Here is a 17,782-nt window from a genome sequence, read left to right as displayed (position 1 = left end):
CAATGGAGGGGGTCAGCCTTAATTGTCGCCTCGCGTGTTTGGGGACTACCTTGTCACTCGAATTGGACGAGCAAGTCGCCGGTCAGCACGACCCGGAGCCGGTCATCCGTGACTACCTGGAAACGGAATTCGGCGACCGGAGCCTCGGTCGTACGGACGACATCTTCACCCTGGGTTACGTGAACTCCCTGTTCGCCCTCGAACTGGTGACGTTCATCGAACGCACCTTCGCCATCGTCCTCGAAATCGAGGACCTGGACCTGGCCAACTTCCGCAGCATCGCCAGCATGACCGACCTGGTCGACGCCAAGCGGCGGAGCCGCGCCGACGCCCCGGAGTCCCGTCCGTGACCGCCGGTGTCCGGACCGCCCCCGTCCGTGCCGAAGCCGTGCCGGGGCTGGCCGAGTTCGGCCAGCGGTACGGACCGGAGGCGGGGGAGTGGGACCGGGCCGGCCGGCTGCCCACCGACGTCCTCGACGCGGTCCGCCGCAGCGGCTGGCTCGGTGCCGCCGTCCCGGTCGCCCACGGCGGCACCGAACTGGACGCGATGACCTTCGGCCGGCTCTGCGCCGGGATCGGCGCGGTGTGCAGTTCGCTGCGCAGCCTCGTCACCGTGCAGTCCATGGTGGCCGACGTGGTCGCCCGGCGCGGCGACGCGTCCCAACGCGACACCTGGCTGCCCCGGCTCGCCGACGGCACGGTCCTCGCCGCGCTCGCTGCCACCGAGGACACCTCGGGCAGCGACCTGGCGGCCGTCCGGACCCGGATCGACCACACCCCGGGCGGCCTGCGGATCACCGGTCGGAAGCTCTGGGTGACCTTCGGCGAGCTGGCGCGGGTCTTCCTCGTGCTGGGCGTCTCCGACGCCGGTCCCACCGCCGTGCTCGTGCCCCGGGACACCCCGGGCCTGACCGTCCACCCGGTCCGGGGGCAGCTCGGCCTGCGCGCCGCCATGCTGGCCGACGTCGTGCTCGACGGGGTGGTGGTCCCGGCCGGCAACCAGCTGGCCCGGGCCGGGAGCGGACTGACCCACGTGGTGGCCGCCGCACTGGACCACGGCCGGTTCAGCGTCGCCTGGGGCTGCGTGGGCATGGCCGAGGCGTGCCTGGAACTCAGCGCCCGGCACGCGGTCTCCCGGCGTACCGGCAGCGGCGTGCTCGCCGACCGGCAACTGGTCCGGCGACTGGTCACCGACATGGTCGCCGCGGTCACCTCCGCCCGGCTGGTCTGCGAGGACGCCGCGCGGTGGCGGCAGACCCGGCCCCGGCCGGACCGGACCATGCTGGCCAAGTACGTCGCGGCCGGCGCGGCGGCGCGGGTCACCCGGGACGCGGTGCAGGTGCTCGGCGCGCGCGGTTGCGCACCGGGCCACCCCGCCGAGCGGTTCTTCCGGGACGCCAAGATCATGCAGATCATCGAGGGCTCCGACGAGGTCTGCCAGGACCACGTCTGCGACGCCGAGTTCCGGCGCTGGGCGGCCACCGCGACGGCCGGACGGGGGGCCGGGTGATGCCGCTGCACGTCCGCCGGGTCGCCACGTTCCTGCCCGAACGCGTGTGTCCCGTCGCCGAACTCCCCGAACTCTCCACCGCCGGTGACGCGCAGCGGAACGCCGTGCTCCGGTTGGGGGTCGAGCGGATCCGCGACGCCGGTGACCTCGGCGAGGTGGCGCTCGCCGCCGGCGCCGCCACCGCCGCGCTCGCCGAGACCGGCACCGACCCGGCCGAGGTCGACGTGCTGCTGCTGGTCCAGGGACGCGCTCCCGAACACCTTCTCTCCAGCGAGGCCACCCGGGTGCAACGGCTGGTCGGCGCCACCCACGCCGTCACCCTCGGCGTCGGCGAGCTGGGCTGCGTCTCCTCCTCGGCCGCCCTGGCCGTCTGCTCCGGACTCTTCGCCGCCAACCCCGGCTGGCGCACCGGGCTGGTCGCCATGGGCGCCCGGACGGCCACCCCGGCCCGGTACCGCCCACCGATGACCGTGCTCGGTGACGGAGGCCTGGCCGCGCTGGTCACGTCGTACCCGGGTGGTGGGTTCCGGCTGGTCGACCAGGTCCTGACCAGCAACGGCGAGTACGCCGAGCTGTTCCGCATCCGCTACCGCGACCGCCCGGCGTCCCGCTGGCAGGAGGAGTGCGCCGACCCGCACACCTACTCGTTCCGGCTGGCGCTGGAGAGCCGCCGCCGGCTGGCCGACCTCAACGCCGGGCTGCTGGCCCGCAACGGGCTGCGGGCCGACGAGGTGCGCTACGTGATGCAGAACCTCTCGACCGGCGCGTTCGCCTTCTGGCAGGAGGCACTGGACGTCGAGCTGCTCCCGGTCTGCGTCCGCAACCTGCGCGAGTACGGCCACCTCGGCTCCGCCGACGTGCTGCTCAACCTGGCCGGGGCGGCGCCGGAGCTGTGCGCCGGGGACCGGGTGCTGGTGATGAACAGCAGCCCGGTGGCCGCCTGGAGCTCCGCCCTGTTCGAGTACCTGCCCGACGACCGGAAGGAAGGAGCACCACGGTGAGCGGAGCGACCGAGCCCGTCGGAGTCAAGTGCGTGGTCTGGGACCTCGACGACACGCTCTGGGACGGCGTGCTGCTCGAAGGGGACGCCCCCCGAGCCCGGACGGAGGTGGTCGACACGCTGCGCACGCTGGACGGACGGGGCATCCTGCACGCCGTCGCCAGTCGCGGCGACCACGACCGTGCCGTCGCGCACCTGCGCGAGCTGGGACTGCTGGACTACTTCGTCCACGTCGAGGTCGGCTGGGACGCGAAGTCCGTCGCGGTGAGCCGGACCGCCGCCGCCCTCAACCTGAACCCGGACTCGTTCGCCTTCGTCGACAACGACCCGTCCGAACGCGACGAGGTGGCCGACGCCCTGCCCATGGTCCGCTGCTACCCGGACAGCGCAGCCGCCGACCTGCCGGAGCGGCCGGAGTTCGTGCCGGAGCGACTGACCGGGGAGTCGCTGCGACGGCGGGTCATGTACCAGGCCGAACAGCGCCGTCGCGTCGACGAGGAGCGCGCCGGCGCGCACCGGGCCGAGTTCCTCGCCGGGCTCGACCTGGTGATGACCGTGCGCCGGGCCCGCGAGGAGGACCTGGAGCGGGCCCGGGAGCTGACCGTCCGCACCCACCAGCTCAACACCACCGGGCGCACCTACTCGATGGAGCAGCTGCGGGCCCGGTGCGCCGATCCCCGGCACGAGATCCTGGTGGCCGCGCTGACCGACCGGTACGGCTCGTACGGTACGATCGGGTTGGCGGTCAGCGAGCTGGCCGGCGACGACCACGTCCTCACCCTGCTGCTGATGTCCTGCCGGGTGGTCTCCCGGGGAGCCGGCAGCGCTCTGCTGCACCACGTCGTCGCCCGGGCCCGGGCGGCCGGGCGTCGGCCGTGCGCGGAGTTCGTCCCGTCCAGCGTCAACCGGATCATGCTGGTGAACCTGCGCTTCGCCGGGTTCGCCCCGGCGGGGGAGCGCGACGGCGTCCTGCTGCTCGCCGCCGACCCGGCCGCCACGCCCGCCCCGGCCCCGACCCACGTCCGCATCGTCGACGGTGACGACCCGGCGTCGACACCGGCCGCCGACGCGACCCCACCGGCGGGCCGCCGATGAGCGCCCCGGACCCGACCGACCTGGCTGCCCGGGTGCGCGCGGCGGTGGCGGCGGTGCTGCGGACGGACGCCGGCCAGCTCGCCGCCGATCGCTCGCTGCGTGACCTCGGCATCAACTCCATGCGGGCGATGCGGGTGGCGGCGCGACTGGAGACCGGCCTCGGCGTCCCGGTGCGACCGTGGCTGCTGCTCGAACACGACCGGATCGACACCCTGGTCGCCGCCCTCGCCGCCGAACTGTCCGGCGACGCCGCCCCGGCCGGTCCGACCGACGACACCGCCCCGCCGGGACCGCACGGCCCCGGGACGTCCGCCCACGTGCCGTCGACCCCCGTGCCGTCCGCCCACGTGCCGTCCGCCGAAGCGGACCCGGCACCGCCGGTCGACGGCGTACCCGCCGCGTCCCCGTCGTCGTCGGCGTCCCCGCCAACCCGTCCGCTGTCGCACGCCGAGCAGACCCAGTGGTATCTGGCCTGGTCCCAGCCGCACTCCACGCGGTACGTCTTCTCCGGCGGGGTCCGGCTGCGCGGTCACCTCCGCGTCGAGGCCCTCCGCGCGGCGTTCCAGACTCTCGTCGAGCGCCACGAGCCCCTGCGGACCAGCTACCGGCTGGACGCCGACGGGGTGCCCCGCGCGGTGCCGGTCGCCCCGTGGCGTTTTCCGCTGCCGGTGACCGACCTGTCCGCCGGCAGCGACCCGGACGCCGAGGTCGAGGCGGCGGTACGCGACGAACGGGACACCCCGTTCGACCTCACCGCCGGCCGGCTGCTGCGGGCCCGGCTGCTGCGCACCGCCGCCGACGAACACGTCCTGCTGCTGGCCGCCCACCACATCGCCTTCGACGGCTGGTCGCTCGGCCTGCTCTTCCGGGCGCTCGGCACCGGCTACCGGACGGCGACCGGCGCGTCCGCTCCCGCGCCCGCCGGCACCGGGCCCGGCTACCGGGACTACGTCGAGTTCCAGCAGGACACCTGGCGACGGGACCACCGGATCCGCCTGGACTGGTGGCGTGACCAGCTCGCCGACGCCCGGACGGTGCTCGACGTGCCCGGCGACCTGCCGGGTGACCCCGGGCCGGACGGCCCCGGAGCGCTCCTGCGGTTCACCGTGGAACCCGGCCTGGCCGCCGGGGTGCGGAAGATGTGCCGCACCACCGGGGTCACCCTCTTCGTGGCCCTGGCCACCGCCTACGCGACCGTCCTGCACCACCGCACCGGCCAGGACGACCTGCTGCTCGGCACCCCGCTGAGCCACCGGCCCCGCCCGGCGTTCCACCAGCTGATCGGGATGTTCGTCAACACCGTCGTGCTGCGTGCCCGGTTCGGGGCCGACACCACGTTCCGGGACCTGCTCGCGCAGAGCCGCCGCCGGATGCTCGGCGCGCTGGAGCACCAGGACGCCCCGCTCAACACGGTCATCGAGTCCGCCGGCGCGGTCCGCGACCCCGACCGTAACCCGCTGTTCCAGGTGATGTTCGACCTGCACTCGTTCCCTCCGGACGAGTTGTCGCTGCCCGGCGTCGAGGTGCGGGCTCTCGACGGCGGGGCGGTGGGCCTGCACCGCTTCGAGACGCCCGGCCGGGAGGCCAAGTTCGACCTCACCCTCACCGTGGAGGACGACGGTGAGGCGTTGCTGGCCGCCCTGGAGTACCGCGCCGACCGGTACTCGGCGGCCTGGGCCCGGCGTTTCGCCGACGACCTGACCATCCTGCTCGCCCAGGTGGTGGCCGACCCCGCCCGGCCGGTCCGGGACCTCGCCGCCTCCCGCGCCGGGGACTCGGTCGCCCACGGGCCGGCGTCGACCGTGCCGTCGCGCACCGTGCAGGAACTCGTCGCGGCACACGCCCGGACCCGCCCGGACGCGGTCGCGGTGGTCGAGAAGGGCCGCCGGACGACCTACGCCGAGCTGGACCGGGCGGCCGGGGAGCTGGCCGGGCGGCTGCGCGCCGCCGGGGTCGGCCCGGAGACCGTCGTGGGGGTGCTCGCCGAGCGCTCCGCCGACCTGGTCGTCGACCTGCTGGCCGTCCTGAAGGCCGGCGGAGCGTACCTGCTCCTCGAACCCCGGCACCCGCAGCGGCGGTGGCGGACCATGCTGCGCGACGGTGACGCCCGGCTGCTGCTGACCCGGGCCCACCTGGCGGCCCGCCTTGCCGCCGACGCCGAAGACGCCGATGCCGTAGACGCCGCCGCCGGGGACGGCGTGGAGCGCCCCGAGGACGTCACCGGCGGGACGTCGGACGGCGGCCGTCGGCTGCTGCGCCTCGGCCCGGACCGGCCACCGGCCCGGACCGGCCGGACCGGCCCGGACAACACCGCCTACCTGCTGTTCACCTCCGGGTCGACCGGCACCCCGAAGGGCACCGCGGTCAGCCACCGGGCACTGGTCAACGCCCACCTCGGCTGGCGTCGCCGCTACCGCCTCGGACCCGACACGGCGGTCGCCCAGCTCGCCGGCCCCGCCTTCGACGTGTTCAGCGGGGAGCTGGTCCGCGCGCTCTGCTCCGGTGCCCGGCTCGTGATCGTCCCCGACGAGGACGTCGTCGATCCGGTGCGCCTGCACGAGCTGCTGTGCGCGGAACGGGTCACCACCGCCGAGTTCGTCCCGTCGGTGCTGCGTCCGCTGCTCGACCTCGGCGCGTCCCTGCCCGACATGCGGCTGGTCGCCCTCGGGGTGGAGCCGTGGACCGCAGCCGACCACCACCTGCTGCTGCGGCTGCTGTCGCCCGGGACCGAGGTGGTCAACACCTACGGCGTCACCGAGGCGACCGTCGACTCCACCATCGGCGCGCTGCCGACCACCGGCCCCGAGCTGACCGGACGCGCGGCGGCGTACCGGTGGCCGGTCGGCCCGCCGATGCCCAACACCTCCGTCTACGTGCTCGACCACCGGCTGCGGCCGGTCCCGCTCGGTCAGCCCGGCGAGGTGTGGATCGGCGGGGCGGGGGTCGCCCAGGGCTACCGGGGCCGGCCCGGCCACACCGCCGACCGGTTCCGGCCCGACCCGTACGCCCCCGCGCCGGGCCGCCGGATGTACCGCACGGGGGACCGGGGACGGATGCTGCCCGACGGTCAACTGGTGCTGCTCGGCCGGGTCGACCGACAGGTCAAGGTGCGTGGCATCCGGGTGGACCCGGAGGAGGTCGAGGCGGTGCTCGGCGCCGCCCCCGGGGTGCGTCGGGCGGTGGTCACGGTGGCCGCCGACGGCCCGGGCGCGGGGCTCGTCGCCTATCTGGTCCGGGAGCCCGGGACCAGCCCGGACCTGCGGGCCGTGGCGACCCACGCCGCCCGTGCCCTGCCGCAGGCGGTCTGCCCGGTCCGGTACGCGGTCCTGGACCGCCCCCCGCTCACCCCCAACGGCAAGATCGACTTTGCCGCGCTGGCGGGCGTCCCCACCCGGCCGGTAGGCCGGGACCGGCCCGTCGACCGCCCGTCGACCGCCACCGAGCGACAGGTAGCCGCCCTCTGCGCCGATCTCCTCGGCGTCGACGAGGTCGGCACCCGCGTCGACTTCTTCGAGCTGGGCGGCCACTCGCTGCTGCTGGCCCGGCTCGTCGGCATGGTCCGCGACCGGTTCGCCGTCGAGCTGCCGGTCCGGGAGGTACTGCTCGACCCCACGGTCGCCACGATCGCCGCCCTGGTCGACGCCGGGGAACCGGCCGGCGCCGCCCCGGAGGGCGCCACCACCCCCACCGCGGCGCCGACCGCCCGACGGGTCCGCGTCCGGGCCGTCGTCGGCGCCGACTCCACCCTGCGAGTACGACGAGGTGGTACCGATGTCCGAAGCTGACCGGCTCACCGAGCTGGACGCCAGCCTGCTCCCGGCGACCGCCGCGCAGGAGCGGCTCTGGCTGGCCGAACGGTTCGCCGACGACCACGCCGTCTACCCGGTGCCGGTCCGGGTCGACCTGCGCGGCCCGCTGCACGTGCCCACCCTGCGCAACGCCCTCGGCCGCTGCGTGGCCCGGCACGAGGCGCTGCGCACCGGGTTCGACACCGTCGACGGCCGACCGCACCAGGTGATCGTCGACCCACCCGGCCCGCAGGTCCCCGTCCCCGTCACCGACCTGCGCCAGTTGCCGCCGCAGCAGCGCGCCGAACGGGCCCGGGAACTGGCCGACGCGCAGCACCGGCGGCCGTTCGCCCCCACCGAGCTGCCGCTGGTGCGGGCCCGGCTGCTGGGGCTGGACGACCGGCACCACGAACTCTGCCTCACCGTCCACCACACCGTCTGCGACGGTTCCTCCGTCGAGCAGCTCGTCGACGAACTGCTCACCGAGTACGCCGCCGCCGTCGCCGGCAGGGCGGCCCCGGTGCCGGAACCCCGGGTCGGGCTGGCCGAGTGGACCGAACGCCGGCTCGCCCTGGCCGGCTCGCCCGCCGCCCGCGCCGACCTGGACCACTGGCGGCGTCGCCTGGCCGGGGTGCCGCCCGTCCTGGAACTGCCCACCGACCGGCCCCGGCCCCGCACCGCGCCCGGCCGGGGGGCGGTGCACCGCTTCACCGTCGGGCCGCCGCTGCTGCCCCGGCTGCGCGAGCTGAGCCGGGAGTGCGGCGTGAGCCTGGTCGGCACCCTGCTCGGCGGGTTGGCGGCGCTGCTGCACCGCTACACCCGGCAGCCGGACCTGTGCGTCGGCGTGCCGGTCACTCTGCGCGACAGCCCGGACCTGCACCGCACGCTCGGGCCACTGCTCAACACCGTCGCCGTACGCCTGACCGCCACCGGGTCCACCACCGGCCGGGAGCTGCTCACCGCCACCGGCCGCGCGGTCCGCGAGGCGATGGCCCACGGCGCCGTCCCCTTCGAGCAGGTGGTCGACGCCCTGGACCTGCCCGGCGTACCCGGGGTCACCCCGCTGTTCCAGGTGATGTTCTCCCACGAACGGATCGGCACCCGCCGCTGGCGGTTCGGCGACCTGACCGCCACCGCCGAGATCCTGGCGTACCCGTTCGCCCGCACCGACCTGGTCGTCGCGGTGGAGGAGTCCGACACCCGGCTGGACGCCCGGCTGGAGTACCGCGCGGACATCTTCGACGCCGAGCGGATGGCCCGGCTCGCCGGCCACTACACCACCCTGCTCGCCGCCGCCGCCCGGGAACCGGACCGGCCGGTCGCCACCCTGCCGTTGCTGACCGCCGGGGAACGCGCGCTGATCCTGGACACCTGGAACGACACGGCCGTGCCCTTCCCCGACACGGCCACCGTGGCCGGACTCTTCGCCGAGCAGGTCCGCCGCGCCCCCGACGCCCCGGCGATCCACACCGCAGGCGTGGCGACCAGCTACCGGGAGCTGAACCGGCGGGCCAACCGGATCGCCGCCGCCCTGACCGACCTCGGCGTCGGTCCGGAGGTGGTGGTCGGCGTCTGCCTGCCCCGTTCGGTGGACGCGGTCGCCGCGCTGCTCGGCGTGCTGAAGGCCGGCGGCGGCTACCTGCCGCTGGACCCCGGCCATCCACCCCGGCGGCTGGCCGCGCTCGTCGACGACGTGGCCGCGCCGGTGGTGCTCACCGACCTCGCGCACGCCGACCGGGTCACCGGCAGCGGCGCACGGGTGCTCTCGCTCGACGACCCGGCCGCCGGGCTCGACCGGCGCCCGGCCGACGACCCGCCCCGCCGGGGCGGCCCGGAGAGCCTGGCCTACGTCATCCACACCTCCGGCTCCACCGGCGCCCCCAACGGGGTGGCCGTCGCCCAGCGTGCCCTCGTCGCCCGGGTCCGCGAGGTGACCTACGGCCACTTCGGTCCCGGTCAGACGGTGCTGCACCTCGCCTCCCTGGCGTTCGACGCCTCCGTCACGGAGGTGTGGGCGCCGCTGCTCAACGGCGGGGCGCTCGCCGTTCCCGCCCCCGACCAGCCCTTCCTCGACCAGGTGCGGGAGGGGATCACCCGTAACCCGGTGACCGTCGTGCAACTGGTCTCGCCGCAGTTGCCGCTGGTGCTCGACGCGGCACCGGAACTCCTCGACGGCGTCGAGCGGGTCCTCGTCGGCGGCGATCTCATGTCGCCCCGGCACGCCGCCGCGCTGCTCGCCCGGCGCGATCCCGACCGGTTCGCCTTCGTCCACCTCTACGGCCCCACCGAGTGCACCCTGATGGCGACCTGCGAGCGGGTCACCCGGGTCGACCCGGACGCGCCGTCGGTGCCGGTCGGTCGGCCGCTGCCCAACACCCGGGTGTACGTGCTCTCACCCGACCTGGTCCCGCTGCCGGTGGGGGTGCCCGGCGAGGTGGTCATCGCCGGCGCCGGCCTGGCCCGTGGCTACCACGGCCGCCCGGCCGCGACCGCCCGCCGGTTCCGGCCGGACCCGTTCGGCCCGCCGGGCAGCCGGATGTACCGCACCGGGGACCTGGGGCGGTTCCTGCCGGACGGGCAGATCGAGTTCCTCGGCCGGATCGACCACCAGGTCAAGATCCGGGGTTTCCGGATCGAGACCGGCGAGGTCGAGGCGGCGCTGGCCGGCCACCCGGCGGTCGCCGAGGCGGTCGTCACCGTCCGCGACGACCTGCCCGGCGGGCGAGGGCTCGCCGGATACCTGGTGCCGGCCGACCCGGCCGCGCCACCGGACCCCGACGCGGTCCGTGAGCACCTGCGCGCGACCCTGCCCGGCCACATGGTGCCGGCCGGCTTCGTGGTGCTGCCCCGGCTGCCGTTGACCGGCAACGGGAAGGTCGACCGGAGCGCGCTGCCAGCGGTCGCGCTGACCGTCCGGCCGGTGGACCGGGCCGGGCGGACCCCGGTGGAACGGCAGCTCGCCCGGCTGTGGGCGGAGGCGCTGGAGGTGCCCGACGTGCCCACCGGCGCCGACTTCTTCGACATCGGCGGCAACTCGCTGCGGGTCACCCGGCTCTTCGACCTGATCGAGAAGACCTGGCCCGGCCGGCTCCGGCTGGTCGAACTGCTCGAACTGGGCACCGTGCGGCGTCAGGCGCGGGTGCTCGGCAACCGGATCGGCCCGGCCGCCGCCCCGGCGGTCGCGGCGTCGGACGTGAGAGGAGACGGCTCGTGACCGGGGAGGACATCGCGATCATCGGAGCCGCTGTGCGGTTTCCCGACGCGGCGGACCTGGCCGGCTTCCGGTCGGTCCTGGCCAAGGGACGCGACTGCGTCCGACCGTTGCCGCGTCCACGGATCACCGCCTGCGGACTCGACCCCACGGCGGGCTACCCGCAGGCGGCGTACCTGGACCGGATCGACCTGTTCGACCACCGGTTCTTCGGCCTGTCCCGCCGGGAGGCCGAGGCGATGGACCCGCACCACCGGCTCACCCTGCAACTGGCCTGGCACGCCGTCGAGGACGCCGGATACCGGCCGGAGCCGCTGCGGGAGGCGCCCGCCGCGGTCTTCCTCAGCGCCCCCAGTACGGACTGGGCCCACCTGGTGGCCGAACCGGACACCCTGGACCTGCTCGGCGGCAACCCGGCGGCGGTCGCCGGCCGGATCTCGTACCTGCTCGGACTCACCGGCACGTCGGTGACCGTGCACACCGGCTGCAACGGCTCGCTCGTCGCCGTCCACCAGGCGTGCCAGGAACTGCGGACCGGCGCGGCCCGCTACGCCCTGGCCGGCGGCCTGAGCGTGAAGACCGCCCACCCGACCGACGGGTTCCTGGAACGCTACCCGGAGATCATGTCGCCGGGTGCCCGCTCCCGGGCCTTCGACGCCGACGCCGACGGCACCGGCGACGGTGAGGGCGGTGCCGTCCTGCTGTTGACCACCCTGTCCCGGGCCCGCGCCGCCGGTGACCACGTGTACGCGGTGATCCGGGGCAGCGCGGTGCGGCACAACGGCACCCGGTCGGCCACGCTGACCGCCCCGAGCGCCCGCGCCCAGGCCGAGACCATCCGCGCCGCGTGGCAGGAGGCCGACCTCGACCCGGCCGGGGCGGGATACCTGGAGGCGCACGGCTCCGGCACCCGCCTCGGCGACGCGGTCGAGATCGAGGGAATCGCCCTGGCCCGGCCGGACGCCACCGCCCCGGTCCCGATCGGCTCGGTCAAGACCAACATCGGGCACGTCGACCACGCCGCCGGCATCGCCGGACTCGTCAAGGTGATGCTCGGCCTGCACCACCGCGAGCTGTACCCCTCGCTGCACTTCACCGCCCCGCCACCCGGGGTGGACCACGCCGCCGCCCGGGTCGAGGTGGTCACCACCGCCCGCCCGTGGCCCGCCCCGGCGCACGGTCCCCGCGCCGGTGGGGTCACCTCGGTCAGCCTGGTCGGCGTCAACGCCCACTGCGTGCTCGCCGAAGCCCCGCAGCCGGACCCGGCACCCCCCGGTGCCGACGAGGCCGACGCGCTCCGCCTGGTGACGGTCAGCGCCGCCAGCCCCGCCGCGCTCGCCACGTACTGCCACCGTCTCGGCGCCACCGTCGCCGAACTCGACGCGCCCCTGCCCGACGTGGCCCGGGTGCTCAACGAGGGCCGGGTCGACCTGGCGTACCGCACCGCGGTCCTGACCACCGACCGCGCCGATCTGGCCGCCCAGCTGACCGAGCGGGCGTCGGTGCTGCGCACCCTGCCGCCCGCGCCGGCCCTGGCCGCGCCCACCGTCGTGGGCGTCCACCACGGTCCACCCGGGACGACCCTGACGTCCCTGGGCGTCCGTCCGGACCGGACGCTCGACGCCGACACCGCCGGCCCGGTCGAGCTGGCCCGACTGGTCGAGGAACTGACCGCCGACGGACCGGTCGTCTTCGTCGACGTCGGCGCCGGCGAGCAGGTGCTCGGCACGGTCCGGGCGCTGACCCGGGGACGCGACGACGTGGTCACCGTGTCGGTGCCGCCCGGCCCGGACGGGGCGCTGCGCGCGGTGGCCGACCTCTACCAGCACGGTGTCGCGGTCGACTGGGCCGTGCACCACCGCACCTGCGGCCCGGACGCGTCGTTCCGGCGGCTCAGCCTGCCCGGCTACCCGTTCGACGAGGAGCCCTGCTGGCTGCCCGCCGCCCGGCTGCGCCGCACCGAGTCCGCCCCGCCCGGGGCGGCCCCCCGCGAGGAACCGAGTGGTTGCAGGGGTCCCCTCCTACCGCTTTTTGATGAGGAAGGGCCCCCTGCAACCACCCCCGCCGGGGCGGACGACGTGGCCACGGTCGTCCGGGAGGTCTGGGCGGAGGTGCTGCGCACCGAGGTCCCCGCCGACGCCAACTACTTCGGCCTCGGCGGCAACTCCATCACCGCCCTGGAGATCATCGACGGGGTCGACCGGCGCACCGGCGTCCGACTCAAGCTGCTCGACCTCTACGAGTGCCCCCGTCCCGAGGACCTCGCCGAGCTGATCAGTCGACGGTCCCGGCCGGTGGCGGAGTCCGGCGACGTGATCACCCCGAGCGGTGAGCTGGTGCTGTCGTACGGGCAGGAACGGCTCTGGTTCCACCACCAGCTCGCCCCGGACAGCCCGCTCTACAACATCCCGACCACGTTCCAACTGCTCGGTCCGGTCGACGTGCCCGCCCTCCGGGCCGCCCTGGACGACTTCGTCGACCGGCACGAGACCCTGCGGTCCCGGATGCCCACCCGGGACGGCCGACCGTACCTGGTCGTCGACGAACGGATCCCGGACCTGCTCCGGGAGGTCGACCTCACCGACCGCCCGGACCCGCACGCCGTCGCGGCGACGCTGGTGGCCGACGAGGCCCTGGTGCCGTTCGACCTGGCCGCCGGGCCGCTGTTCCGGGCCGTGCTGGTGCGCGTCGCCGCCGAGGAGCACCTGCTCGTCATGAACGTGCACCACGCCGTCGACGACGGGTGGAGCCCGGCCATCCTCGACGCCGAACTCTCCGCCATGTACACCGCCCGCCGGCAGGGGCGGGCCGCCCGGCTGGAACCGCTGCCGATCCGCTACCGCGACTACGCGGCGTGGCAGCGCCGCCGGATGACCGGGGCGGTGCTGGCCGCCGAACTCGACTACTGGCGAGGGCGGCTGGCCGACCCGCCGGTGCTGGAGCTGCCCACCGACCGGCCCCGACCGGCCAACCGGAGCTTCACCGGCGACCTGATCCGGTTCACCGTCCCCGCCGACCTGGCCGACCGGCTGCGCAGGGTGGGCCAGCGCACCTCCACCACCACGTTCACCGTGGTGCTCAGCGCGATCCAGGCCCTGCTGGCCCGGTACAGCGGGCAGCGGGACGTCGTCGTCGGCACCCCCACCGCCGGACGGTCCCGCCCGGAGACCCGGGGCATCGTCGGCTTCTTCAACAACTCGGTGGCGCTGCGCGGTGACCTCTCCGGTGACCCGACCTTCGTCGAACTGCTGCACCGCAACCGGCAGGTGGTGGTGGAGGCGCTGGAACACGACGACGTGCCCTTCGAGAAGGTCGTGGAGGCCCTCGCGCCGGCCCGCGACGGCGGCCGCAACCCGCTGTTCGACGTGATGTACGTCCACCAGACCCTGCCCACCCTCGGCACCCGCCTGCCCGACCTGCGGATGCGGATGTACGACGACGTGCCCGGCACCACCGCCACGAACGGCCTCGCCCCGGGGATGGCCAAGTTCGACCTGACCTTCTTCGTCTGGGACCGGGAGGGCTTCACCGACCTGCCCGCCGGCATCGAGTACAGCGCCGAGCTGTTCGACCGCGCCACCGTGGAGCAGATGGCCCGGCACCTGCTGCGGATCCTCGACGAGCTGACCCGGGACCCGCAGGCGCCGGTCCGGGCGGCGCTGGTCGACCGGCTCGGTGTCGACGACCTGCGTGGACCGGCCCTGCCCGAGGTCGCCGACCCGGCGCGGACCCTGCACGGGCTGGTCGCCCGGGCGGCCCGGACCACACCGGACGCTCCCGCCCTGGAGTCGGCCGACGGCACGCTCACCTACCGGGAGCTGCGCCAGCGGTACGCCGCGACCGCCGCCGAGCTGCGTCGACGGGGCGTGGGCCGGGGTGACCTGGTCGCCGTCGCGTTGCCCCGCTCGGCCACCCTGGTCACCACGATGCTCGGCGTGCTGGCCGCCGGTGCGGCGTTCCTGCCGCTGGACCCGGAGCACCCCGCCGACCGGCTCGCCTTCCAGCTCACCGACTCCGGCGCCGCCGCCCTGGTCGCCGCCGACCCGGTGCCCACGCCGCCGGCCTGGCGCGGGACGCGGATCCGCCCCGACGAACTCGGCACGGCGCCACCCGCCGACGGGGACCCGGGCGTCCCGGAGGAACCGGAACACCCCACCGACGCCGCCTACGCGATCTACACCTCCGGCTCGACCGGACGCCCCAAGGCCGTCCTGGTGGCACACGCGGGCGCGGTGACCTTCGTCCGGGGCACCGTCGAGGCGCTCGGCCTGGACCGGGACACCCGCATGCTCCAGTTCGCCTCCAGCACCTTCGACGCGGCCGTCTACGAGGTGTTCACCACCCTGGCCGCGGGCGGCACGGTCGTGCTCGCCCCGCCCGGCCGGCTGCTGGTCGGCCGGGACCTGGCCGACTTCCTGGTCACCCACCGGATCGGCGCGACCCTGCTGTCCCCGTCGGTGCTGGCCTCCCTGCCCGACGGGCCCCTGCCCGACCTGCGGCTGCTCGTCGCCGGAGCCGAGCCGCTCAGCGCCGACCTGGTGGCCCGGTTCGCCCCCGGACGACGCATGGTCAACGCGTACGGCCCCACCGAGGGATCGGTCTCGGTCACCCTGGCCGAGTGCGTCGCCGACGGCCGCCGGCCCACCATCGGCCGCCCGCTGCCCGGGACCCGACTGCGGGTGCTCGACGACACCGGCCGTCCGGTGCCCCCGGGGGTCCCCGGCGAGCTGCACGTCTGCGGCGCGAACGTCGCCCACGGCTACCTCGGCCGACCCGCGCTGACCGCCCAGCGGTTCGTCCCCGACCCGACCGGCCACGGCGACCGGACATACCGCACCGGCGACCGGGTCCGGCTGCTGCCCGACGGCCGGCTCGACTTCCTCGGCCGCGCCGACGACCAGGTCAAGCACCGGGGGTACCGGATCGAGCTGGGGGAGATCGAGGCGGCCCTGCGGGAACACCCCGCCGTGCCGGAGGCCGCCGTCGCCCTGCGCCGTGACGAGGCCGGTGGACGACTCGTCGCCTACCTGGTCGACCCCGGCGCGGCCTGGCCGGAGATCCGGGCCTGGCTGGCCGACCGGCTCCCCGGCCACCTGGTGCCCGCCACCGCCGTGCCGATCCCCCGGCTACCGCTGCTGCCCAGCGGGAAGGTCGACCGGCGGGCCCTGCCGGCGCCACCCCGTACCGCCGCTCCCGCCGCCGCCCCCGACGACCTGACGGCGACCCTGGTCGGTCTCTTCGCCGAGGTGCTCGGGACCGACGACGTCGGCGTCGACGACAACTTCTTCGACCGGGGCGGCCACTCGCTGCTCGCCGCCCACCTGGTCGGTCGGCTGGAGGCGACCACCGGCAGCCGGCTGCCCCTGGCGGTGCTCTTCGAGCGGCCCACCCCGGCCGGGCTCGCCGACGCGCTGCGCCACGCCGACCGTTACGTACACCGCAGCCTGGTGCCGATCCGGCCCGAGGGCGGCCGGCCCCCGCTGTTCCTGGTGCACCCCTCCGGCGGCAACGTGCTCTGCTACCAGCCGCTGACCCGGCACCTCGACGCCGACCAGCCGCTGTACGGCTTCCAGGCGCACGGCCTCGGGCCGGGCCACGAACCCGACCGGACCGTCCCGGAGATGGCCGCCCGCTACCTGGCGCAGCTGCGCGCGGTGGTGCCGCACGGCCCGTACCGGATCGGCGGCTGGTCGTTCGGGGGACTGGTCGCCGTGGAGATGGCGACGCAGCTGACCCGGCAGGGGGAGCGGGTGGACCTGCTCGCGCTCATCGACGTCGACCTCACCGAGGACGCCCCGGCCGCCCCGGACGACGACGCCGAGCTGCTCTTCCTCGGGGTGCGCCCGTTCGCGACGGACGACGAGCTGGCCGGTCTCTCCGATCCGGTCCGTCCGCCCGTCGCCGAGTCCCTGCGGATCGCCGCCCGGGTCGGCCTGCTGCCGGCCGGGATGGGACCGGCCGAGCTGGGCCGTTTCCTACGGCTGCTGCGGGTCAACGCCGAGGCCGTCCGCCGGTGGCGGCCGCGACCGCTCCGGGGTGACGCGCTGCTGCTCCGGGCCCGGCAGGGCCGGCTGGACTCAGCCGGCGTGGCGGCGCTGACCGCCCTGGTGGACGGCCGGACCAGCGTCGTCGACGTGCCCGGTGACCACCACACCGTGCTCACCGGCCACCCGGAGGTGGTGGCCACCGCGTTGGCCGGACGGTTGTCCGGCCCCGACACCGGAAGGCAGGAACGGTCGTGACCTCACCGACAGCCGTGCGGAGGACCGCGGGGATCGTGGGCGCCGGCACCATGGGAGCCGGCGTCGCCCAGTGTCTCGTCGAGGCGGGCTACCGGGTGGTGGTGTACGACCCGGTGCCCGGGGCCCTCGACGACGGCCGGTCCCGGCTGGCGGCCGGGCTGCGTACCCGGGCGCTGCTGCGGCCCGGCCCGCCCGTCGAGTCGGCGGGGGTCGGCGAGCGGATGTGCTGGACCGCGGACCCGGCACCGCTGGCCGACGCGGAGTTCGTCATCGAGTGTGGCCCGGAACGGGTCCCGGTGAAGCGCGACATCCTGGCCACGCTGGACGCGACCTGCGCGGCCACCACGGTGATCGCGTCGAACACCTCGGCCATCCCGATCACCCGGATCGCCGGCTGGGTCCGGAACCCGGAACGGGTGCTCGGCATGCACTTCATGAACCCGGCGCCCCTGAAGGACACCGTCGAGGTGATCCGGGCCCTGCACACCAGCGACGAGACCATCGCCGCGGCCCGCGAACTGCTGGCGGCCATGGGCAAGGACGCCGTGCTGGTGGCCGACGCCGCCGGGTTCGTCTCCAACCGGGTGCTGATGCTCACCGTCAACGAGGCCGCGTTCCTCGTGCACGAGCGCACCGCGCCGGCCCGCGAGGTCGACCAGGTCTTCCGCCGCTGCTTCGGCCACCCGATGGGTCCGCTGGAAACCGCCGACCTGATCGGACTCGACGTCATCCTGGACTCCCTCGACGTGCTCTACGAGCACTACCGCGACCCGAAGTTCCGGCCCTGCCCACTGCTGGCGCAGCTGGTCTACGCCGGCCACCACGGACGCAAGTCCGGGCGGGGGTTCCACACCTACCGGGCCGCCACGGGCAGCCGCCCGGGATGACCCGCGCACCCGGCGGCGGTCACCGGCGCGCTCGCGTCGCCTGACCGCC

The 17,782-nt window shown here is 75.5% G+C and carries 8 protein-coding genes; all 8 read left to right on the top strand.

Annotated features, from left to right (window positions below; all coding sequences use genetic code 11):
- Positions 1-62 precede the first annotated feature (62 nt).
- From QSK20_RS10240 to QSK20_RS10205, 8 genes are read left to right on the top strand one after another with little or no spacing between them, the layout of a single operon-like run.
- Entirely contained in the window at positions 63-350 is a 288-nt protein-coding gene (locus QSK20_RS10240; RefSeq protein ID WP_186542617.1) for an acyl carrier protein, read from the top strand.
- Entirely contained in the window at positions 347-1,510 is a 1,164-nt protein-coding gene (locus QSK20_RS10235) for an acyl-CoA dehydrogenase family protein (RefSeq protein ID WP_285788353.1), read from the top strand. Before QSK20_RS10240 ends, QSK20_RS10235 begins: the two co-directional genes overlap by 4 nt.
- On the top strand, positions 1,510-2,511 hold the full coding sequence (locus QSK20_RS10230) for a hypothetical protein (protein WP_285788352.1): 1,002 nt from the start codon (positions 1,510-1,512) through the stop codon (positions 2,509-2,511). Before QSK20_RS10235 ends, QSK20_RS10230 begins: the two co-directional genes overlap by 1 nt.
- On the top strand, positions 2,508-3,605 hold the full coding sequence (locus tag QSK20_RS10225) for an HAD-IIIC family phosphatase (RefSeq protein WP_285788351.1): 1,098 nt from the start codon (positions 2,508-2,510) through the stop codon (positions 3,603-3,605). Before QSK20_RS10230 ends, QSK20_RS10225 begins: the two co-directional genes overlap by 4 nt.
- Positions 3,602-7,390 carry a non-ribosomal peptide synthetase gene (locus QSK20_RS10220; RefSeq protein WP_285788350.1) on the top strand — a complete coding sequence of 1,263 codons (3,789 nt, stop codon included), beginning with the start codon at positions 3,602-3,604 and terminating at the stop codon, positions 7,388-7,390. Before QSK20_RS10225 ends, QSK20_RS10220 begins: the two co-directional genes overlap by 4 nt.
- A complete protein-coding gene (locus QSK20_RS10215; protein ID WP_285788349.1) occupies positions 7,377-10,607 on the top strand; it encodes a non-ribosomal peptide synthetase in 3,231 nt (1,076 codons plus the stop codon). Before QSK20_RS10220 ends, QSK20_RS10215 begins: the two co-directional genes overlap by 14 nt.
- Positions 10,604-16,846, top strand: a complete 6,243-nt coding sequence (locus QSK20_RS10210; protein ID WP_285788348.1) for a non-ribosomal peptide synthetase — start codon at positions 10,604-10,606, stop codon at positions 16,844-16,846. Before QSK20_RS10215 ends, QSK20_RS10210 begins: the two co-directional genes overlap by 4 nt.
- The gene (locus tag QSK20_RS10205) at positions 16,843-17,733 is read left to right on the top strand and encodes a 3-hydroxyacyl-CoA dehydrogenase family protein (protein WP_285788347.1); all 891 of its coding nucleotides are present in this window, start codon (positions 16,843-16,845) and stop codon (positions 17,731-17,733) included. Before QSK20_RS10210 ends, QSK20_RS10205 begins: the two co-directional genes overlap by 4 nt.
- The last annotated feature ends 49 nt before the right edge of the window (positions 17,734-17,782 follow it).

Origin of the sequence: Micromonospora sp. NBRC 101691, from assembly GCF_030269285.1 — a bacterium.
Classification (GTDB): domain Bacteria; phylum Actinomycetota; class Actinomycetes; order Mycobacteriales; family Micromonosporaceae; genus Micromonospora; species Micromonospora echinospora.
Note: the sequence above shows the minus strand (reverse complement) of the source record. Positions and strands in the feature narration are given on the sequence as shown.